The following is a 19,596-nucleotide window of genomic DNA, read 5'->3' on the forward strand; positions in this document are numbered from 1 at the left end:
TCGACGGTTTTAAGATATTTATATATAATTTATAAGAATATTATCCTGTTATATAATATTTGTCAAGAAGAAAAATGAAAGAATTCATATCAAAAATTTTGCCTAAAAATTTTTACAAGTTTTACCCAAAACTATTGACAGCATTATCCATTCTTGTTACAATACTCCTTGTGTGTAAATTTTGTATTTAAGAAAGAAAGAGGTTTCCGATGAGTTTTCAAAGTGATTTTCAAATTCTCCATGGAGAGATCAAGAAACTTGGCAAGCTTGATCAGCACAATATCAATGGGACGAAAAAATTCTCTGTCCTAAAAGACCAGATCCTGACCATCCTCAAAGCATCTTTTGGTGAAACATCGAGGGAGTATCGCGTTGTAGAATTAACTAATTCTCCGGCGACTGTTCTCAAGGTCATGAATCATATCTCTGCACGGAGCGCAGCGCTGACTTATCAAAGTTTCGCTGTAAACATCTAATCAATTTTCATTAAACACAATGTATTGGTTCAAGATTAATTTAGTCAAGATTTGGATTTTACTGTAAAACATCTTAGCTAGTCTGACCACCTTCCTGGTTGAGGAGGGTGGTTTTTTTATATGGATTTAATTTGCCATAAGAATTTTATATTATATAATCTCAAAAAATTATTTTAAAAATCTGTGAAATATATAACATTCGCTCGTGAAATATGTCATAATGTATACAGAGTATATATCAACTTCTGAATGGTGATGAAGTTGACAATGTAGGCAAACAAAGCACTCAAGGTAGGGGATTTCATGATTACGTGGGATCAAGTCATCCAAAGAATGTTAAAGCGAAAAGAACTCTTGATTTTAACAGTTAAAGCCGTCTGTATCCTTTCTTTTGTTTGGGCGGCCCTGTTTTACATTTTGCTTTTTACTAATATTCCTTATTCGAAGTTAAATACAGTGGCTAATGGGATCCAGCTTTTCGCTGGATTAGCTATCGGCATGCTTGTGATCTGCTATGCTCGATTCAGCTTCGAGCGTTATTTAGTATTGGGAGTAGCTTTGGCTGTATTGAGTTGGACTTTGGGACAGCTTTACTGGTTCTCTTTTATATTTCTTGACGGATCGTCACTTCCCTATCCATCGATTGCGGATCTAGGCTTTATGGGCACCTATTTTTTTCTGATTGGGGTAATTCACACAATCACAAAAAGGATACCTCAATATACCATTAAGATAAAGTATCGAAACCTATGGCCCTTAGGACTATTGCTAATTCCTGTTTTCTTGTCTCTAGTTGGGTCTAATACTCTACTGATCAATATTGATAACCTGGCTTTAACACTAGCTATAGGGTACACTTTGTGGAAAGCTCAGCCTATTTTTCCTATCACACGGTACCGGTTGTTTATAGCAGGTCTTTGTTTGCTATGCTTAAGCGATATGATATTTATGATATGTATCTGTTTGATACCTGATACGTATACACTTTCAACAGATGCTTTATTTCCGGCGGCCCTTTCCTTAACGGCTTATGGCTTTATGAAAGTTGAGGAGATGTCCGATGGGTGAGGCTATTTTTGTAGGAACCATTATTCCTCTTTTTTTTCTGGCAATTATTTTAAAAGGGGAAAATAGATTGCTGATACTCTTTTTCATCTGGGGCCTCATCGCTTTTGCGGTTTCACTGACGTTAAATAATGCTTTGGTTTGCCATTTTCAGATTAATACTCACCAACTTTCCATCACTTGGGCTCCGATTATTGAAGAATTTGTAAAAGCATTGCCACTTGGGTATTTTCTATTCAAATCGGAAAAGAAAATACCCATTGTTTATTTTGGGATAGCGGCAGGGATCGGGTTTTCCATCCAAGAAAATTATGTATATCTTTTAGAGCACATGCATGTAGATGGATCGCCGGTTCCCTTTATTGTCACTCGCAGTGTCACAACCTGTCTTATCCATGGAACGACTACAGGCATTGTTGGCTTTGGGCTTAGTATAGCGAGGCAATTAAACGGAATAATCTGGCCGTTGCTGTTTGGTCTCTATACTTTAGCGGTGACGATTCATGCCTTATATAATCTGTATATCTACTCAAGTTATCAATCCATTGGTTTGTTTATGCCGCTTTTTCTTTATTTGATAGGGTTTGCAGTGCTCAATATAAAGGAAAACAAGGGGCATTGAGAACTGATTTAAGAATCGGGATCCTGCTTCGAAGGGATGTGGGGAAGAACTATCGAATATCTGTAGAAGCAGATGATAAAGGGGATTGAACTATGAACCATAAGCACCAACAACTCATTACTGAATACACCCGGACCCGTCTCAATGAAGAAGCAGTCAGTATTGAGCGAGTCTATTTCTATAAAACTGATAAACGAGTGGATCCCAAGCAGGAGGAGCCCTTCTGGTACACAACAGGGGATATCCCCATCCTAATTTCAGCTCCCCATGCGGTTCGTCATTTTCGCCAGAAGAAGATTAAAATGTCCGACGAATATACCGGCTCCATCGCCTACTTGTTGAATAAGTTAACGGGTTGTCATGCCATTGCAGTCACTAAACTTTATGGTGGAGACCCGAACGTAGATAATCCTTGTATCTATAAAGAGAAACTTGCCTATTTGTGCAAGCAAAGCAAAATCAAGCTCCTTCTGGATATCCATGGGGCAGCTCGAGACAGGGAATTTGACGTAGATTTTGGGACTAATAATAAGAAGAACCTTCTCGGAAAAGTATGTACAGATGAAACCCTGGCACGGAGCTTTCAGAACTGCGGGTTCTCAAAAATCTCCTTCGACTATTTCGCAGCATCCGGCCCTAATACAATAGCCAATTTTGCAGCTAGAGAACTAGGGATTCCAGCTGTCCAGATTGAGATTAATAAGCATTATCGTGTCCCGGCTCAGAATCCTCAGGGGTTTCACCGCTTAATGGCAGCATTAGTGGAAAGCATTAGAAGTGTAGGCAGAGGGTAGCAAGAGTATTGATTGGCAAGAATCCAATGATAAAGTCAGGTGGAAAGTCATGATAAAAGGATATTAATCAAGAAGGAAGAATAAGATAGAGGAATAAGATAGAAGAATAGGACTAAGCAATAGATTCAAAAATAAGACATACTAAGCAAAGAGTTTACACTATTCAAGAAAAGTGAAGAAGAAAAGGTGCCCTATGCAAAACATATTTGATTATCTCGATTGGCGAGGGGATTTAAGCTTTGCTCAGGATGGATTTAATGAAGTGGATAATTTAATCTTTTCAGTCTTAGCTTACCTTGAATTCGATGGTATTCTCCCATCAGAGGATTCAAGGGATTCAATATCCTTGACTGAGGCAGGGGAACAGTACTTCAAAGGACTTGTCCATCAGAAGCTCCGGAATAGTATCAACCCTTTCTTTCGGGAGATACCCAAACTATTGATTAAAGCCTCACTGACGACTCGCTTCAAAGAAGTTCAGTTATCCAGCTATGTGAATCTGGTGGATCATGAGATTTGCAACCAATTTTCCGCGACGGTCTTTTCCATCAATCAAGAGGAGCACTTTATTGCCTTTCGCGGTACAGACGATACCCTAGCCGGATGGAAAGAGGATTTTCAGATGAGTTTTAGGGATGAAGTCAAGGCCCAAAGGGATGCAATTTCCTATGTGGGAAAAATCGTAGGGAAATATTCGGGCAAGCTCTATTTAGGTGGCCATTCCAAAGGCGGAAATCTGGCGGTCTATGCTGCAGCGGCCATGGAACGTGAGGTTCAGGATCGAATCATTGGAGTGTATAACAATGATGGCCCAGGTTTTTTGACTCATGTCCTTGAACAGGAAGGATATCAGAGGCTCCTCGACCGGATTCACACCTTTGTTCCTAAATCCTCCGTGGTAGGGATGCTCCTTGAGCATGGGGAAGAGTACATTACGGTCAACAGCAATGGCTTGAGCGTTATGCAGCATAATGCTTTCTTTTGGGAGGTAAGAGGCGCCCATTTCGTCTATGAAAAAGGTTTAACCAAAGGGAGCAAGAATTTTAACAGGACTGTAAGGCTTTGGCTTAATCAATTGTCCATGGAGCAGAGAGCGGAATTCGTAGACGCTTTATTTGATATTCTTCAGGCCACCGGGGCTATGACGGTCAGCGATCTGTCCCAGAAAAAGCTATCCTTGGCTAACGATATGATTAAGAGCTATAAAACCTTAGATCCCTTGACCAAATCTCATTTAAAGAAGACCCTCAAAGTTTTCTTTGATAAAACGCAAAAGGTATGGATTTCATCCTTTGAAGCCGATGTGGCCTCTCTGTTAGCACGGACACCTAATAAAAAGAAAAGAAGTACTGTTGAAATACACAATTCAATTCAAGACAAAAAGGACAGAAGATAACCCGGTCACAATGAAGCGCCGGGTTATCTTCAATTTTCCGGAGCGGATTCTATGGGATCTCCGCTTTGCTTCCACAGGCGAAACCTTTGCAGGTCAGAGTCTACTTGCTTTAAGACTAAACCGAGGACAAACATATCGTCCACATAACCAACTCCTGGAATATAGTCAAAAAGAATATCAATAGGGGATAAAAAATAAATCAAGGCGGCAAAGATAGCGACAATGGATCCGGCGGGGATGTCTTGATATTCTTTGCTGATATAGGCTTTGACGATTTGAATCAATAACAGGATATCCTGGTAGACCTTATGGATAGGTGCCGTGTTAATGTTTAGTTTTTCTGCTTTAGTAAAGACAGCGTTCAGTTTATCTTGGGTGAGGTCGATATTTTGGAGGGTCTTTTTGGCGTCTTCTTGGTAATGTCTAAATTTTGTCATAATCTTATCTTTAAGATTTTGTCCAATCTGCATACCTTTGTCCTCCTTTGCCTTAAACATAGTATACCATGATAAGGGCAAAGTAATTAAAAAATAGGGAATGACCCTGTGTCATTCCCTTTAGGTAGCAAAAATTATCAGTAAAGGGGTTGTCTTAGCCAATTAAAGCCTTCTCTACAGTTTCAAAGCCAATACGTTCAATCATTTGAGCAAAGCGTTCACCTTTATTGCCATGTTCCTTATAATATTGAATCGCTTTTTCAATGATCCCGGTAGCTTCATCTAAAGTATAAAGACCTTGGATTTCTCGACCTAAGGATTGTTTACGAGCGGCCATCCCTCCAAGACTGATGGCGACTTGGTCTTTTTTCTTACCGATGATGCCGATGCAGCCCACATGAGGCATGGAACAGTTATTAAAACAGCCGCTGGTGATGATTCTGAGTTTACCGGGCAGGGTCACGTCATAATACCCTTTATAAATCTTTTCATCAAGTTGGCTGGTGTAAGCTTCAGTGTCAAAAAGGCTAAATTTGCATATAGCCCCTTTACAGGTGGTTATGGGCCTTGGTCTGGGTCCTGTAGAGCCGATGCTTAAACCGACTTCAGCGAGAGCTAGAGATACCCCATCCAGGTTATCTAATAGAATACCAGGGATCTCGATATTTTGCCTTTGGGTGAGGTAGAAATACCCTTTTCCATAGTGTTCACAGATTTCGCTTACTCTTTTGGATTGTTGGGCATTCATTTTCCCTCCAGGAATGACCACCCTACAGGAAAAATGCTCCCCATCTTTATTGAGAAGGAACCCCTTACCCTTTAAAAGGGCAGCCTGTTCTGGAATTGTGGACATGTAAACTTCTCCTCTCTAATCACCTTATCTAAAGCAAATATTATTGTTTTGAACCATAAGAAAAGGAATCAGTTTGCAGCTCTTTGAGCCTCTGTGTAAAATGTGCTTTAACCTGTTCCACATATTCAGGTTTCAGAGAGTAACGGCTTAAGACCCGAGTGAAGTCTCGATCCAGGCCGTAAGTTCCATATTCATACCATTCGGCTTCCAAATGGCAGACGGCCTTTACTTGATCGTAGATATAGGGAGTACCGCAAAAGGTTTCAAACAACGTGCTTAATTCCTGAGCTATCTGCTCTTGGGGTAAGAAAAGATTAAAAGGACTTTTAGCTCTCTCTGATTCATAGATCCCATCATCTTCCCATACAAAGGGTTTATCACAACGGTCGAGAATTTCTTCACAGGTTTTTATCATCTTTTCTTTTTCACTAATGGATAAAGACATCTATAACACCTCTGTAGTTTATTTATGAGAGCATGTATTTAGGTCCATAATCGAATCCCCTGTGGGATCAACGAAAAATGGACGGGTGTAAATCCCAGGTGTTCCCCATCCAGCTCCAAGTAAGCTGAAGGGTTAGAAATAATGGAGATTTCTTTACCGCGATAGACTGTAACACCCGGCACCTCAAGATGGTGACCTTGATAAATTTTGGGCAAATGACGCAAGACTTTGAATATAGGGAGGTCGCCGAGAACAATAATATTGAAAAGGCCATCATCAAGCTCAGCATGAGGGGCAATCATCATCCCTCCTCCGACAAAGCGCCCATTGCCAATCCAGATACTATTGGTTGGACCATTGACCACGACTTTTCCATCGATGACACATTTCATATTTTTATTTTCGTAGGTCAAGATGGTCAGGATACCACCGAGGAGGAAGGAGAGTTTGCCGCCGAGGAATTTGCTGCGCTGATTGATTCGGCTGACCGCCACTCCTCCCAAACCCACATCCGCTGCATTGAGAAAATAACGAGTGTATAATTGACCGGAGGCATCTTCATATTGAACGAGTCCACAATCAATAGGGATGATTTTTTCCCGCTGAAGAACTTCCAGTAGGGATGGGAGCCCTCGTTTTTGATTGAGGGTGCGCTGAAAATCTCCCCCAGTTCCATGGGAGAGAACAGCAAGGCTTGCTTCAGGATTAATAAGCTTTTGATCGGCAAAAAATCCATTTACAACCTCGTTAAGAGTACCATCGCCACCGACAGAGAGAATTTGCGCGTAATTTTGTAAGGCCTGCCGAGTAAGAGTGGTGGCATCCCCTGGTCCCGTGGTGTATGCAAATTCAAGATTAATCCCCTGATCAAGAAGGCTCTTATAAATTTTGGGCCAGATTCTTCGAGTTTGTCCGTTAGCCGATGCTGGGTTGACGACAGCAAACCATGGGTTATTATTCATTACCTTATCCTCTAAGGAACTATGGTAACAGGGCAGCTTGTTTCATGAAGAACATGAGTTGCTACACTACCCAGGATTGCTCGTTTAACGGCACCAAGTCCTCGGTATCCCATAACAATGCTGTCTACGGCACTTTTTTGAGCCTCTTTACAGATTTCTCTTCCAGGGTCACCTGTGCGCAGAAGCGTATGGATGGATGCGATGGAATCTTTAGCGATTTCCAGAGAGTGATCGAGAACTTCTTTGCTGGCTTCTTCTTGCATAGTCTTAATCTGTTCTTGGGTGGCAAAGCGTTTTATATTGGGTGTGTTATAATTGGGCTGAACATTTAAAAAGATAAGAAGATCGTCCTCGCAACGTGCCAGAGTAAGAGCATAGCGAATGGCTTTGTCAGAATTCGGAGAACCGTCTACAGGTACCAGGATTTTTGTCATATGTAATCACTTCCTTGATTAAGCTTGTCCATTTTACCTCATTTTATATCATCCCATAGAAAAGTTAAACTATAAACCTTTTTTATACTATCTGACTGTATAAGTTATAATTTTTTTGCTAATAATCTAGGAGAAAAGGATCCACCCCATATGATATCTTTGATTCCGGGATGTTTAAAGCACTAAACTAATCATAGAGAATGGCACGGGCTTAACCTAAGTTTGTCCGGCCATTTTTTATTCATTACAACTATCAGAGGGTTAGCCAAGTTTTGTATTATGACATGTATTAGGGAAGAAGGGATTGTCTTGTTCTTAGAGAAATTAATGAAAGGAAGACCAAATTAGGAAATAAAAGGGGGATTTAGATGGGCCGAAGTGATGGGAGGCTTCTTAAGTCTCTAAGCCCTTTTGTAAGGATTATTCCCCATATAATGACCAGACGAAGCGATGCACAAAATTTTTATAAGCAAGTCGTTGTTGTGGATAAAATAGACCAATATATTAAAGAAAAGAAAGCTCAAGGAATTGAGCTCAATTACTTGCATCTATTCATTGGGGTCTATGTGCGTGTTCTTGCCCAACGCCCACAGTTGAATCGCTTTGTCATGAACAATAGAATCTATGCTCGACATGATATCCTTATTTCCATGGCTATTAAGCGTTATTTAAAAGATGAAGGCGAAGAAACAACGGTAAAATTCTTCTTTACAGGCCTGGAAAGCATCGAAGAAATTGTCGAGATAGTGGATCGAACCATAAAGGAAAGTTGTGCAGCAGGAACCGTCAATGATGTGGATACCATCGCACGTGGCATTATGTCCTTGCCTAATGGCCTGGTGAAGCTTCTAGTAGGGACGCTGAAGGAGATGGATCGGCTTAATCTATTGCCCAGAAAAATTATTGAAGCCAGTCCTTTTCACACCTCGCTTTTTTTTACCTATCTCAAATCGATTAATCTGGATTTTATTTATCATCATCTCTACGATTTTGGTACTACAGGGATTTTTGTTGCCTTAGGGAAGGTCAAAAAACTACCCGTAGTTGAGGGGGAGCAGGTAGTGGTTAAAAAGTGCTGTGAGATCGGCTATGCCTTAGACGAACGCATCTGTGACGGACTCTACTACTCCAATTCCTTTAAATTAGTCAAGAAATACCTAACCAATCCTTATCTCCTTGACGAAAGGCTGGAGAAGGTGGAAGAAGATGTTCACTAGCATTAGGTCAAGACAGTTCTGATGGCAAGAAATAAAATTTCGTTTACAATGTTTCGAGTGTGCGCATACTAGTCCAGATTATTGAATAGGGAGGTACACTATTTAATGCAATTATCAGCTAGAAATCAGTTAAAAGGTAAAATTACTGGAATCAAAAACGGTCCCGTGTCAACTGAAGTAGTTTTAGATATTAACGGACAGTCAATCACGGCAAGTATAACTTCGAATTCAGCAGAGTCCTTGGGATTAAATGTAGGCGATGATGCAATTGCAATTATCAAAGCAAGTTCAGTCATGATTGGTCTTGAATAATTCTTAAAAAAGTTTTTTCTTTCTTTTTAATCGGCTAATTACCTCCTATGAATAGAAGTTTAACTCTACCATAGGAGGTAATTGTTTTACTATCCAGAAAGCAACTTCCACTTTTTATCTGATAGGCTTGAACTTATTGTAAGATTTTTCATGTACGAATTAAGAAAAAGTTAATAAATGCGTACTCAATCCTTGAGGACTAGGCTAGACATGATCAGGTATAATACGTTTATGGATTGCGTCATATATTGAAGAGGGGAATGCGGCTACCCATTCAGAAACTGAATTGATATAATAGGCGTGGTGTATTTAAATCAATGGAATGTAATAGGAGGAATTATGGCAATTGTAGAGATTTTTAAAGCGATTTTACTGGGTATTGTAGAGGGAATTACAGAATGGCTGCCCATCAGTAGCACAGGGCATATGATATTGGTGGATGAATTTATTAAGCTGAATATGTCTAAGGCATTTATGGAAATGTTTTTTGTGGTCATTCAGTTGGGAGCGATTATGGCTGTTGTACTGTTGTATTGGAAGAAGCTTAATCCCTTTACTTTCGATAGAGGGGTTTCCATTAAGCAAGAGACCATAGAAATGTGGTTTAAAATCATCGTGGCTTGTATTCCGGCAGGAGTCATCGGTATATTGTGGGATGATGTATTTAACGCTCTTTTTTATAACTATCAAACCGTCGCTGTTATGCTGATTTTATTTGGAGTTCTCTTTATTGTCATTGAAAATTACAATAAGGGAAAGAGGCCTCGTGTTAATCAGTTATCACAAATTACTTACACGACAGCTTTCATGATCGGAATCTTTCAATTGATTGCCGCCATATTCCCTGGAACTTCCCGTTCTGGAGCGACGATTGTGGGAGGCCTTTTGCTGGGAGTTTCCCGAACCGTAGCGGCTGAATTCACTTTTTTCCTCGCTATTCCCGTCATGTTTGGGGCCAGTGCACTTAAGCTCTTGAAGTTTGGCTTTAGCTTTACAGGTCCGGAGTTGATGATCTTATTAATAGGAATGGTAGTCGCCTTCATAGTATCTGTAATTTCCATTAAATTTTTAATGGGATATATTAAAAAGAATGATTTTAAGGTCTTTGGCTGGTACCGCATCATATTAGGTGTGATTGTGCTCTTGTATTTCTCGGCTAGGACTATTATAGGCTAGTTTTTGTATTAGTAAGAATGAAATTGTGAATGGGGGAAACATAATGAAAAAATGGCTGATTCCCGTAGGAATAATCCTTATTCTGGCTATGATCCTTGGGTCTGGTTATAATAATTTAGTTACTCTTTCTGAGACTGTGGACAGCAGTTGGAGCCAGGTAGAAAACCAGCTTCAGCGCAGAGCGGATCTCATTCCCAACTTGGTTAATACCGTTAAGGGATATGCCGAACATGAAAGTGAAGTGTTTACGGATATAGCCGATGCCAGATCCCGATTGATCGGAGCAGGCAGTGTGGGAGAGGCCGCTGAGGCGGATGCAGCGCTTAGCAGTGCTTTGAGCCGATTATTGGCTATCTCTGAAAGCTATCCCCAGTTAAAGGCTGATGCTAATTTCCGGGCATTACAGGACGAACTGGCAGGGACGGAAAACCGCATCACTACAGCTCGGATGGACTATAATAATGTGGTTCAATCTTATAATACAAAGATAAAACATTTGCCTACCAATCTTTATGCGGGAATTCTTGGTTTTGACGAGCGAGAGTATTTTAAGGCTGACGCGGATGCCCATGAAGCCCCGACTGTGGATTTTTCCAAGTAACAACCTATCCAGATACACAGTCAAAGCTCAAGCTACATTTGATTATATAACAGGTATAGGTTAAGTGAAGGGAATGAAGCCCATGAAGAGGAAACTCCTGCTTGCCGGATTGGTACTGTTCTTCTTTACGATAGTTTCTCCTTTGCAGGCGGCTACCCCTTCGATCCCGCAGCCCACCCGTGATTTTTTTGTGCTGGATGAAGCTAATGTTCTCGATACAAGCACCGAGCGGACTATTGTTCAAAACTCGGCAGCTTTAGAACAAAAGACCAAAGCCCAGATCGTGGTGGTTACGGTCAACGATCTGAAAGGGTATGAGCCGGAGGAATACGCCCTAACCATCTTAAGAGAATGGGGGATCGGTGATAAAAGGCTAAACAATGGCTTACTGATTCTAGTGTCCCCTAATGAACGAGTTTCACGAATTGAGGTTGGGTATGGATTGGAAGGCGCTCTGCCTGATGCAAAGACCGGTCGAATCCAAGATGAATACATGTTCCCATATTTCCAGGAGAACGATTATAATCAAGGCATCTTGAATGGGTATCGGGCTTTTGTTCAGGAAGTCGCGGAGGAGTATCAAGTGGCGATAGATATTGATTCTCCCCAAGCCTTGTACGCCTCGTCCGATTATAGTAACGAAACAGATACTATGGGTTCCTTACCCCTTGGGGTCAAAATCCTAGCCTTTTTCGGCATCGCCTGCCTATTTTATATTGATCACCGTTATTTTAATGGCTTTATCTTCGGCATGATTATTGGTATGCTCATGAGAGGTGGCCGTGGTGGCGGCGGAGGCGGAGGCTTCGGTGGAGGAGGTTTCGGCGGCGGTGGAGGTTCCGGCGGAGGCGGAGGTAGTACGCGACGTTGGTAAACTTTAGTGTAAGGCTTAGTATTCTTGACACTTTAATGATTAGGGTGCTATGATACAGAAAAGGGAATAGTGCTGGGGAGCTGGAAAACGGCTGAGAGGGAAACGAGTGTTTCCGACCCATCGACCTGATCTAGGTAATGCTAGCGGAGGGACTTAAGATGCATGAGCTTCTGGCTCCATGCCCTGAATTGTTTGAAAAACCTTCTGGCTGCAGAAGGTTTTTTTATTTAATACATTAATGGAAGAAGGAGAAAAAGAAATGATTAATGCAAGTGTAGCTATTCAAGTATTACCGGCTGTGGAAGGACAAGAAGTGATTCGTGTGGTGGATAAGGTCATTGAATACATAAAATCCTCCGGTCTCAATGTCTATGTGGGCCCTTTTGAGACTACCATCGAGGGGGAGTATGACCAACTTATGGAGATAGTCAAACGCTGCCAGATGATCTGCATTGAGGAGGGGGCACCCAGTGTTATGTCCTATGTAAAAATTAGCTATAAGCCGGAAGGCGGGATTTGGACCATTGATGAAAAGGTTACAAAACATCACCAATAAGCTTTATCCAATGGCAGTACTTCTGCTTTTGCTCATCCTTTGGTACCTGGTGACCTTTTTTGAGGTAGTGCCCAAATTCATGCTTCCGTCTCCTGGGGATGTAATCCATGCCTTAGTGGGTTCTTTTCCTGAGCTAATGAAGCACACTCAGGTCACTTTGACAGAAGCTTTCGTGGGATTAGCCCTCAGTATTCTTTTAGCTTTTTGGATTGCGCTTTTAATGGATCGTTTCGATGCACTCTATAAGGCGTTCCATCCCATCTTGGTAATCACTCAGACCATCCCCACGGTGGCCATAGCCCCTTTGTTGGTGTTGTGGCTGGGCTACGATATGGCACCAAAGATTACTCTTATTGTTTTGACCTGTTTTTTTCCTATGACCATTGCTCTTTTAGGAGGATTTAAATCATCGGACCAAGACGCTATGAATCTTATGCGAGCTATGGGAGCTAAAAAGTGGCAAATCTACCGGTATATTAAGCTGCCCAATGCCCTGCCCGGTTTTTTTTCGGGACTACGCATCTCGGTGTCCTATTCTATCGTCGGTGCAGTTATCGCCGAATGGCTGGGAGGAAACAGTGGCCTTGGAGTATATATGACCCGGGTCAGAAAATCCTATTCCTTTGATAAAATGTTTGCAGTAATTTTTTTGATCATCATATTAAGCTTAGTGCTTATGAAATGTGTGGAGCTCTTGGAACGAAAAGCAATGCCCTGGGCACAGATCGGTGAACAGCAGAATGAAGGGTAAGAGTCAAAAAGTATTTAAGGAGAATGTTGAGATGAAGAAACGATTCTTTGCAATAGTTATGAGTGTTTTCATGGTTTTAGGTATAGCCGGCTGCAGTGCTCAAAATACTGGTAACGGTGGAAATGGACAGCAAGGTGTACAGGAGAATAAGAAAATCACCTTTGTCCTGGACTGGACGCCGAACACTAATCACACCGGTGTCTATGTGGCTAAAGAATTGGGCTATTTCCAAGAAGCGGGTTTTGAGGTGGATATTGTACAACCGCCTGAAGGAGGAGCATTACCCCTGGTAGCTGCCGGTAAAGCTGAATTTTGCGTAACCTTCCAAGAAGAGCTTGCGGCTGCTCTTACCTCGGACAGTCCGCTGGATATGGTAGCTGTAGGGACTATTTTGCAGCACAATACTTCGGGAATTATCTCTCTTAAAGAAGATAACATCACCAGCCCGAAGGAAATGGAGAACAAGGTCTACGCTACTTGGGATTCTCCTGTGGAAAAGGCTATTATCAAGCAAGTTATCGAAAAAGACGGTGGTAACTATGACGCCATCAAGATGATCCCTAATACAGTAACGGATGTGATTTCTGCCCTGAAAACGGATGTGGATGCCGTCTGGGTATATTATGGATGGGATGGTATAGCTACAGAAGTCAAAGGCCTGGACACCAATTATTTTGCGTTTAAGGATATTGACCCTGTCTTAGATTATTACACCCCGGTTATTGCCGCCAGTCCTAAATATTTAGAAGAAAATGAAGATACAGCTAAAAACTTTTTGGCTGCTGTAGCCAAAGGATATGAATACACTATAGCTCACCCTGAAGAAGCCGCTGAAATTCTTGTCAAGCATGCCCCGGAATTGGATCTGGACCTTATAACTGCCAGCCAAAAGTATTTGGCCAAGGAATATAAAGCTGAAGTTGAGCAGTGGGGCTTCATCGATCAAGCCCGTTGGGATAATTTCTATACTTGGATGGCGGATAATCAATTGATCTCCAAAAGGATTGAGGCAGGACAAGGCTTTACCAATGCCTATCTGCCCAAGTAAAGATGAATAAGATAAGGCTTGAGACGCGAAACATCTCAAAGGGTTTTGCGGGAGAATTAACAATCGAAAATATCAATATCAGACTTGGTGAAAAGGAACTGGTAAGCCTCCTGGGAGTGAGCGGCATTGGTAAAAGCACGCTTTTTAATGTGATTGCCGGTGTCCTTACCCCTGATTCCGGGCAGGTGCTTCTCAACGCTCAGGATATTACAGGGCAGGCCGGTAAAGTAAGCTATATGCAGCAAAAGGATTTGATGCAGCCTCACTTAACCGTGTTGGACAATGTGGCACTGCCTCTCTTTATCCGAGGAATAAAAAAGAGCTTGGCTCGGGAAGAAGCTTCCAGTCATTTCAAAGAGTTCGGATTAGAAGGAACCGAGAAGAAGTACCCTACCCAGCTTTCCGGAGGGATGCGGCAAAGAGCCGCCCTGCTCAGAACCTATATGTTCTCACAGGATGTAGCTCTTTTTGATGAGCCTTTTTCTGCTTTGGATGCCATTACCAAGAGTGCCATGCATCGCTGGTACTTGGACCTCATGGGCCGAATCAATATGTCCTCTTTATTTATTACTCATGATATCGATGAGGCCATCCTACTTTCCGATAGAATATATATTATGACCGGACCTCCAGGGATAATCGCCCATGAGATTGTCATCGATATCCCGCGACCCCGGGGAGAAGAATTCCGAATATCCGATGCCTTTATGGGGTACAAAAGGCAGATCATTAAGTTGTTAAGCTAATAGGATTAACTTTGGGCGCATCAACGGTGAGCATTATTATAAATAGGCACTACGTGGATTAGATTGGAGGGTATTTGGAAAGACTTTTAGCTTTCCAGTACCCTTTCTTTGTTTTAGTATTCTTATGCAACGGGAGTATAGATTTGTACGTATCAGATTTGCCCCCCTATTTGAGTCTATTATTTATATATATAAGAATCCTCTATGGATGGATATTGAATAAAGATGGTCAAAGCTCAATATGGTGGTTATACTAAAAGTAGTATCAAAATGGGATGAGTCCTATGATTTTATTTCCAGTGGAAATTCTTGAGCATAAGAGACTAAAATAGTATTGGACATAAACAAGGAGGTTAGCATCATGAAAAAACGCACTTTAATGATGGGAGTTTTTACAGTTCTTTTAGCGCTGCTTTTCTTAGGCGGATGTGGTATAAAGCAGGACAATTCCCCTAATGGCTCGAACACTGGTGAACCACAAAACAACAATGAGCAGCCGGCACAAGAGGATTTGCTTGCGAACTATCTTGCTTACCAGGAAAACACCAAATATGTGTATGAGGGACAGGGCAATGAGTATGCCTCCTTTACCACCTATGTGGATTACATCAAAGGAGGCAAGGTGCAGCTGAGGACGAACAATAGGGGGACAGAGACTGTTCGCGTTCTGGGACTTGACGCTGGTCGGATGATACAGCTTCTGGCCCAAGGAGAAACCTATTACCGGGAAGATCTCACCCAGAGCTCCTCGCTCAATACCAGTGGGGATGTTCTTCTAAAGGAGCCCTTGACCAAAGGCACATCCTGGACCCTGGCAGATAATCGTAAACGCACCATTACCAATGTGAATATGGACCTTTCAACTCCTTCCGGAAATTATAAAGTTATAGAAGTGACGACAGAAGGTAAGGATAACACAATTACGGACTACTATGCTCCCAATGTAGGGCTAGTCAAGACTGTGTATAAAGGTACAGATGGCTATGAAGTAATATCGACCTTAAGCAAATTGGAAAAAGACACGCCATTGGTTCAAAACGTGAAGGTCTATGATCCCAATATTAACGATGACAAAATCTATACGACCCAAACTCAACTGTCCTTTAAAACCAACGATATTACAAAGCAGATCTTTGAAGAAGAATTCAAAAAGCAGGCAAATCACGGTAGACTTATTGGCGATAATGTAAAGATAAAGAGCCTTTATCTTAATCAGGATGGCCGAGTCTATATAGACTTTACCAAGAATTTTGTCAGGGAAATGAACGCGGGATCGGGGTATGAAGGGATGATTCTGCAGAGCATTGTCAATACTCTAGGCAATTATTATGGGGCTTCGGAAGTCTACCTTACCCTGGAAGGAGAGCCCTATGCATCAGGGCATATTGAGATGAAAAAAGGGGAGTTCTTCAAAGTCAACATGGATAATGTAATAGAAGGATAATTCTAAAAGCGGCAATCAGTATTAGGAGTTCAGGCGGAGTTCAATCTGCCTGAACATTTCTTTTTGCCTTATCAGACTTATGATAGATTCACTTTGAGTCTTGTACTTACAGCACTTTTATGGTCTAATAGATGCGTGACTATTTTAAATGAAACATCGTTTCAAAATAAGGGGGACTCCTTAAGTGCTTGAACGTCATCCGATTAAATATTTGGCTCCTGCCTGGTTTGCTGTAATTATGGGTACAGGAGGTCTAGCAAATATATTTTTTCTATGGCAAAATTCATTTCCTTTAGGGCATTTTTTAGGTATAGCATTGGCTGCCTTAGCAGATATTCTCTATTTTTGTGTGCTCATTCCTTGGGTGATCCGTTGGCTTAAGTATTTTCCTTATGCCTACCGTGATTTGAATCATCCTCTGGCAGGTAATTTTTTTGTGACCATGCCCGTGGCTACGGTAATTTTCGGAACCAATATCTATCTAATATGGAGTAAATACTTAAGTGAGACTCTAATCTATTCCTTGATCTTCACCTTTTGGGTTATTGCTATTATCGGGGTGACCTTCTTCACCTTTTACACTACCTTTAGAATGATGCGGGTGGAAGAGACACCCAGACCGGAAATGATCAATTTTTCTTGGATTATGGCTCCTATAGCCAATATGGCCGTTTCCCTGATTGGCAATCCTGTATTGGAGCTTACCATGAAACTTCATTCTTCCTGGAGCGTATCCGTTCTCCTTATGAATACCGCCTTATTTGGGATCGGATTTTTTCTCTTTATCTTTATTAGCGCGATTGTTTTTGTTCGCTTGGCTAATCACCCTCTTCCGCCTGCGGACACCATACCCTCTTTCGGGATTTTTCTCAGTGCGGTAGGGCTGGCGGTCAGTGCGATTATTGATGCTTCAAAGAATGCTCAAGAGCTTGGACTGTTAGCTTCAACGGACTTAGCCAATCTTATTGCAGTGGTCATATGGGGATTTGGTGCTTGGATTGTAGGCATCATCACGATTATCAGTGTACATCAGCTTCGCAAAGGTGGAATTCCCTTTAGCATGGGTTGGTGGGCCTATATCTTTCCCCTGGCAGCTTACACCCTATGCAGTCAAAAGATCGCTGCTGTATTTATCACTCCGCTAACCACAGGTTATACAGCTCTTTTGACGGTTCTTTTAGCTCTTCTTTGGGTATATACATTTGCGAACACAGCTCGTGGTGCAGTTAGCGGAAAACTATTCGTTGGAACTCCCATTCTAAAAGATTCTCAAAGAGAAAAATATCCTCCGGCCTGTAAGGCTGATTATGGTCAATCAGCGTTTCCTTTAAAATAAATTTAGGCATCTTTATCTTTTATCAGTCAAACAAAATAAAAGTACGGGACTAAGGTTCGCTGAAACCTTGATCCCGTACTTTTTAATTAAAAAGAAGGTAATTCTCCTTTAGAAAAGTCAATAGTTCTTGAGCGGCATGAGGAAGATAGCGACCTTTCTTCCAGATCAGAGCCAGTTGAAGGCATAGGTTCGAGTCTGAAAAGGGTCGGTAAATAATGGTTTCCGGGTTAAGAACTTCGCAAATCTTCGTAGGTAAAAGGGCTAGGCCAAGCTTAGCAGCCACCATTTGGGTCATTAATTCGCGCTGAGAGGTTTCAAAGGCGATCTCCGGGTTAATACCCGCCTTTTTGCATCCTGCAATAATAATATCATGGAGCTTATAGTCGCTATTGTATAAAATAAGTTGCTCTCCGGCAAAGTCTTTGTAATCAATACATTCCTTCAGAGCTAATGGGTGATTAGGGTGCATAATGACACTAAGGGGGTCTTGTTCGAACCAAATCCATTCAAAGAGATCCTTATCTTCCGGTGTAAAAATGCCGAAATCCAGTAAGCCGTCTTCGAGAGAAGCTTCAATCTTTTTGGGGCCATATTCAAAGAGCTGAATTTGGATTTTAGGATACTCATTTTTAAAAGCACCGAGCATATGGGAAAAGGTTGTGACAGCGGTAATAGGAGGGAGCCCGATGTGGATCTTTCCTGTTTGTAGTTTGGCCAGGCCTTCCAATTGAGTATTGATATTTCTAAATGCAGCCACAATTTGTTGCGCTTGCTCAAGAACAAGCTCTCCGGCATCTGTCAGTTTTACAAATTTTGTACTGCGATAGAATAATGCTTTTCCCAGCTCCGCCTCCAGATCCTTAATCGCTTTACTGATCGAGGGTTGGGAGGTATGGGTTGCCTCGGCTGCGATGCTGAAGCTTTTGTGACGTGCAACTTCGATGAAATATTCTAAATGCCGTATTTCCACTTATCCATCCACCTTTGCATTTATTCGTTATCAGAATACACCGTATTCATAACGGGTATTTCACATCTCGATAGAAGATAATTAAAATGGAAGATAGAAGTATCTTAAATTGATGCTCTTTAAGTATAATGCAAATTTCTCATATCTTCCAGACTTGGTAAAAGAATCTTAGCACTCTTGAAAGGGTTAAAGATATGCCAATAAAAGTTTTTTCTAAGTATCGAGCCTTTGTTTATTTGGCAATCATTATCGGGGTGGGGAGCTGGAGCAATATTCTCTATCCATGGATGTCAAAGGTGATGTCCTTTTTCAGTCCCATTCAAGCGTATATTTTGCTAAATTCTTTTTGGATTGCAACTGTGGTTGGGATTTCTTTTTTGACCTATAAAAGGATATACAGTTGTAAAGAGATAAACATAACTTGGTTCATGGTACCTATGCTCTATATGAGTGTTCAACTTATTGGTAATGCTCTCTTGGAAAGAGCGATTATTCTCAACTTGGGCTGGATATGGCTGATATTAGGAATGAACACGCTGTTGTTCATAGTTGGATTCCTGTGGTTTCACTGCCTCAGTGTACTCGTCGTTGTCCGGATCGCTCAGCAGTCCCTCACCTTTGCTGAGATCAATACTTTTTTTGTTTTTGTTCTTGGGACTGTGGGAGTGACCATCTGTACAATTTTTGATCTTGCTAAAAATCTACTCCTCATGGGTTTATTGGATAGTATACAGCCCCTTAAGCTATTGGCTTGCTTTTTTTGGGGCTTTGGTATTTGGACTGTTGTCTTTATCCTTATCCTATGGTGCTATCAGAGCTGGACGAAGAAAATGCCAATCCGAGTGGAGTGGGGGATATATATTTTTTCATTCCGGATGTATACGATTGCCAGTCACAAGATTGCGGAAGAATTCCTTTCTCCGCTTACGTCAGGAGTTTTATCCTTACTGACACTCCTGCTTACTGTATTATGGCTCTGTTTTTGGAAAAATAGGATAGGGGCATTGATTCAGTCCACAAATTATTTTGAGATAAAACAAAAGAGAAGTAGAGTTTAAGTTCTCCAATTGAACATAAACTC

At 41.5% G+C, this 19,596-nt stretch carries 23 protein-coding genes and 1 riboswitch; of the genes, 17 read left to right on the forward strand and 6 right to left on the reverse strand.

Annotated elements, in window-relative coordinates:
• The first annotated feature begins 209 nt into the window (after positions 1-209).
• The 5 genes from DESDE_RS03565 (at position 210) to DESDE_RS03585 (ending at position 4,353) form a co-directional block, all read left to right on the forward strand.
• The gene (locus tag DESDE_RS03565) at positions 210-476 is read left to right on the forward strand and encodes a hypothetical protein (protein WP_014792672.1); all 267 of its coding nucleotides are present in this window, start codon (positions 210-212) and stop codon (positions 474-476) included.
• Positions 477-779: 303 nt separating this feature from the next.
• Positions 780-1,544 carry a hypothetical protein gene (locus tag DESDE_RS03570; RefSeq protein ID WP_014792673.1) on the forward strand — a complete coding sequence of 255 codons (765 nt, stop codon included), beginning with the start codon at positions 780-782 and terminating at the stop codon, positions 1,542-1,544.
• Positions 1,537-2,163 (forward strand): PrsW family glutamic-type intramembrane protease, encoded by a 627-nt coding sequence (locus tag DESDE_RS03575; protein WP_014792674.1) that lies wholly within the window; start codon positions 1,537-1,539, stop codon positions 2,161-2,163. Before DESDE_RS03570 ends, DESDE_RS03575 begins: the two co-directional genes overlap by 8 nt.
• Before the next feature lie 92 nt (positions 2,164-2,255).
• Positions 2,256-2,957: a hypothetical protein gene (locus DESDE_RS03580; protein ID WP_014792675.1), complete on the forward strand. Its 702-nt coding sequence runs from the start codon at positions 2,256-2,258 to the stop codon at positions 2,955-2,957.
• A gap of 193 nt (positions 2,958-3,150) precedes the next feature.
• Complete coding sequence (locus DESDE_RS03585; protein ID WP_014792676.1) at positions 3,151-4,353, forward strand: DUF2974 domain-containing protein; 1,203 nt, start codon at positions 3,151-3,153, stop codon at positions 4,351-4,353.
• A gap of 29 nt (positions 4,354-4,382) precedes the next feature.
• Here the strand turns inward: DESDE_RS03585 and DESDE_RS03590 are convergent, their stop codons facing one another.
• From DESDE_RS03590 to DESDE_RS03610, 5 genes are all read right to left on the reverse strand, one after another.
• Positions 4,383-4,823 (reverse strand): YkvA family protein, encoded by a 441-nt coding sequence (locus DESDE_RS03590; protein ID WP_014792677.1) that lies wholly within the window; start codon positions 4,821-4,823, stop codon positions 4,383-4,385.
• A gap of 121 nt (positions 4,824-4,944) precedes the next feature.
• A complete protein-coding gene (locus DESDE_RS22350) occupies positions 4,945-5,643 on the reverse strand; it encodes a sulfite reductase subunit beta (RefSeq protein ID WP_014792678.1) in 699 nt (232 codons plus the stop codon).
• 40 nt (positions 5,644-5,683) lie between these two features.
• On the reverse strand, positions 5,684-6,088 hold the full coding sequence (locus DESDE_RS22355; protein WP_014792679.1) for a hypothetical protein: 405 nt from the start codon (positions 6,086-6,088) through the stop codon (positions 5,684-5,686).
• A gap of 38 nt (positions 6,089-6,126) precedes the next feature.
• Positions 6,127-7,050, reverse strand: a complete 924-nt coding sequence (locus DESDE_RS03605) for a diacylglycerol/lipid kinase family protein (protein WP_014792680.1) — start codon at positions 7,048-7,050, stop codon at positions 6,127-6,129.
• A gap of 11 nt (positions 7,051-7,061) precedes the next feature.
• The gene (locus tag DESDE_RS03610) at positions 7,062-7,484 is read right to left on the reverse strand and encodes a universal stress protein (RefSeq protein WP_014792681.1); all 423 of its coding nucleotides are present in this window, start codon (positions 7,482-7,484) and stop codon (positions 7,062-7,064) included.
• 368 nt (positions 7,485-7,852) lie between these two features.
• Between DESDE_RS03610 and DESDE_RS03615 the strand changes: the two genes are divergently transcribed.
• The 11 genes from DESDE_RS03615 to DESDE_RS03665 all read left to right on the forward strand — a co-directional run bounded on the left by DESDE_RS03615 (position 7,853) and on the right by DESDE_RS03665 (position 17,545).
• Positions 7,853-8,701 carry a 2-oxo acid dehydrogenase subunit E2 gene (locus tag DESDE_RS03615; RefSeq protein WP_014792682.1) on the forward strand — a complete coding sequence of 283 codons (849 nt, stop codon included), beginning with the start codon at positions 7,853-7,855 and terminating at the stop codon, positions 8,699-8,701.
• Between the two features lie 105 nt (positions 8,702-8,806).
• Positions 8,807-9,013 (forward strand): TOBE domain-containing protein, encoded by a 207-nt coding sequence (locus DESDE_RS03620; RefSeq protein WP_014792683.1) that lies wholly within the window; start codon positions 8,807-8,809, stop codon positions 9,011-9,013.
• 339 nt (positions 9,014-9,352) lie between these two features.
• The gene (locus tag DESDE_RS03625) at positions 9,353-10,189 is read left to right on the forward strand and encodes an undecaprenyl-diphosphate phosphatase (protein ID WP_014792684.1); all 837 of its coding nucleotides are present in this window, start codon (positions 9,353-9,355) and stop codon (positions 10,187-10,189) included.
• Between the two features lie 43 nt (positions 10,190-10,232).
• Entirely contained in the window at positions 10,233-10,790 is a 558-nt protein-coding gene (locus DESDE_RS03630) for a LemA family protein (RefSeq protein ID WP_014792685.1), read from the forward strand.
• A gap of 82 nt (positions 10,791-10,872) precedes the next feature.
• Positions 10,873-11,664: a TPM domain-containing protein gene (locus DESDE_RS03635; RefSeq protein WP_014792686.1), complete on the forward strand. Its 792-nt coding sequence runs from the start codon at positions 10,873-10,875 to the stop codon at positions 11,662-11,664.
• Positions 11,665-11,727: 63 nt separating this feature from the next.
• Positions 11,728-11,834: riboswitch (TPP riboswitch) on the forward strand.
• A gap of 89 nt (positions 11,835-11,923) precedes the next feature.
• Positions 11,924-12,220: a thiamine-binding protein gene (locus tag DESDE_RS03640; RefSeq protein ID WP_014792687.1), complete on the forward strand. Its 297-nt coding sequence runs from the start codon at positions 11,924-11,926 to the stop codon at positions 12,218-12,220.
• The gene (locus tag DESDE_RS03645) at positions 12,189-12,971 is read left to right on the forward strand and encodes an ABC transporter permease (RefSeq protein ID WP_014792688.1); all 783 of its coding nucleotides are present in this window, start codon (positions 12,189-12,191) and stop codon (positions 12,969-12,971) included. Before DESDE_RS03640 ends, DESDE_RS03645 begins: the two co-directional genes overlap by 32 nt.
• A 31-nt stretch (positions 12,972-13,002) precedes the next feature.
• Positions 13,003-14,019 carry an ABC transporter substrate-binding protein gene (locus DESDE_RS03650; protein ID WP_014792689.1) on the forward strand — a complete coding sequence of 339 codons (1,017 nt, stop codon included), beginning with the start codon at positions 13,003-13,005 and terminating at the stop codon, positions 14,017-14,019.
• A 2-nt stretch (positions 14,020-14,021) separates the two neighbouring features.
• Positions 14,022-14,765, forward strand: coding sequence for an ABC transporter ATP-binding protein (locus tag DESDE_RS03655; protein ID WP_014792690.1), 744 nt, complete (start codon positions 14,022-14,024; stop codon positions 14,763-14,765).
• Between the two features lie 361 nt (positions 14,766-15,126).
• The gene (locus DESDE_RS03660; protein ID WP_014792691.1) at positions 15,127-16,209 is read left to right on the forward strand and encodes a GerMN domain-containing protein; all 1,083 of its coding nucleotides are present in this window, start codon (positions 15,127-15,129) and stop codon (positions 16,207-16,209) included.
• A gap of 184 nt (positions 16,210-16,393) precedes the next feature.
• Positions 16,394-17,545, forward strand: coding sequence for a TDT family transporter (locus DESDE_RS03665; RefSeq protein ID WP_014792692.1), 1,152 nt, complete (start codon positions 16,394-16,396; stop codon positions 17,543-17,545).
• A gap of 82 nt (positions 17,546-17,627) precedes the next feature.
• Here DESDE_RS03665 and DESDE_RS03670 read toward each other — a convergent pair whose 3' ends face one another.
• Positions 17,628-18,515, reverse strand: a complete 888-nt coding sequence (locus DESDE_RS03670; protein ID WP_014792693.1) for a LysR family transcriptional regulator — start codon at positions 18,513-18,515, stop codon at positions 17,628-17,630.
• Positions 18,516-18,709: 194 nt separating this feature from the next.
• Between DESDE_RS03670 and DESDE_RS03675 the strand changes: the two genes are divergently transcribed.
• A complete protein-coding gene (locus tag DESDE_RS03675; RefSeq protein WP_014792694.1) occupies positions 18,710-19,573 on the forward strand; it encodes an SLAC1 family transporter in 864 nt (287 codons plus the stop codon).
• Positions 19,574-19,596: the final 23 nt, after the last annotated feature.

This window comes from Desulfitobacterium dehalogenans ATCC 51507 (assembly GCF_000243155.2).
GTDB lineage: Bacteria > Bacillota > Desulfitobacteriia > Desulfitobacteriales > Desulfitobacteriaceae > Desulfitobacterium > Desulfitobacterium dehalogenans.

Coding starts and splice junctions, on each gene's coding strand:
- DESDE_RS03625 (WP_014792684.1), top strand. CDS start 9,353: ATGGCAATTGTAGAGATTTTTAAAGCGATTTTACTGGGTATTGTAGAG.
- DESDE_RS03575 (WP_014792674.1), top strand. CDS start 1,537: ATGGGTGAGGCTATTTTTGTAGGAACCATTATTCCTCTTTTTTTTCTG.
- DESDE_RS03660 (WP_014792691.1), top strand. CDS start 15,127: ATGAAAAAACGCACTTTAATGATGGGAGTTTTTACAGTTCTTTTAGCG.
- DESDE_RS03655 (WP_014792690.1), top strand. CDS start 14,022: ATGAATAAGATAAGGCTTGAGACGCGAAACATCTCAAAGGGTTTTGCG.
- DESDE_RS03635 (WP_014792686.1), top strand. CDS start 10,873: ATGAAGAGGAAACTCCTGCTTGCCGGATTGGTACTGTTCTTCTTTACG.
- DESDE_RS03650 (WP_014792689.1), top strand. CDS start 13,003: ATGAAGAAACGATTCTTTGCAATAGTTATGAGTGTTTTCATGGTTTTA.
- DESDE_RS03565 (WP_014792672.1), top strand. CDS start 210: ATGAGTTTTCAAAGTGATTTTCAAATTCTCCATGGAGAGATCAAGAAA.
- DESDE_RS03620 (WP_014792683.1), top strand. CDS start 8,807: ATGCAATTATCAGCTAGAAATCAGTTAAAAGGTAAAATTACTGGAATC.
- DESDE_RS03590 (WP_014792677.1), bottom strand. CDS start 4,823: ATGCAGATTGGACAAAATCTTAAAGATAAGATTATGACAAAATTTAGA.
- DESDE_RS03615 (WP_014792682.1), top strand. CDS start 7,853: ATGGGCCGAAGTGATGGGAGGCTTCTTAAGTCTCTAAGCCCTTTTGTA.
- DESDE_RS03580 (WP_014792675.1), top strand. CDS start 2,256: ATGAACCATAAGCACCAACAACTCATTACTGAATACACCCGGACCCGT.
- DESDE_RS03605 (WP_014792680.1), bottom strand. CDS start 7,050: ATGAATAATAACCCATGGTTTGCTGTCGTCAACCCAGCATCGGCTAAC.
- DESDE_RS03640 (WP_014792687.1), top strand. CDS start 11,924: ATGATTAATGCAAGTGTAGCTATTCAAGTATTACCGGCTGTGGAAGGA.
- DESDE_RS03585 (WP_014792676.1), top strand. CDS start 3,151: ATGCAAAACATATTTGATTATCTCGATTGGCGAGGGGATTTAAGCTTT.
- DESDE_RS03675 (WP_014792694.1), top strand. CDS start 18,710: ATGCCAATAAAAGTTTTTTCTAAGTATCGAGCCTTTGTTTATTTGGCA.
- DESDE_RS22355 (WP_014792679.1), bottom strand. CDS start 6,088: ATGTCTTTATCCATTAGTGAAAAAGAAAAGATGATAAAAACCTGTGAA.
- DESDE_RS03630 (WP_014792685.1), top strand. CDS start 10,233: ATGAAAAAATGGCTGATTCCCGTAGGAATAATCCTTATTCTGGCTATG.
- DESDE_RS22350 (WP_014792678.1), bottom strand. CDS start 5,643: ATGTCCACAATTCCAGAACAGGCTGCCCTTTTAAAGGGTAAGGGGTTC.
- DESDE_RS03610 (WP_014792681.1), bottom strand. CDS start 7,484: ATGACAAAAATCCTGGTACCTGTAGACGGTTCTCCGAATTCTGACAAA.
- DESDE_RS03570 (WP_014792673.1), top strand. CDS start 780: ATGATTACGTGGGATCAAGTCATCCAAAGAATGTTAAAGCGAAAAGAA.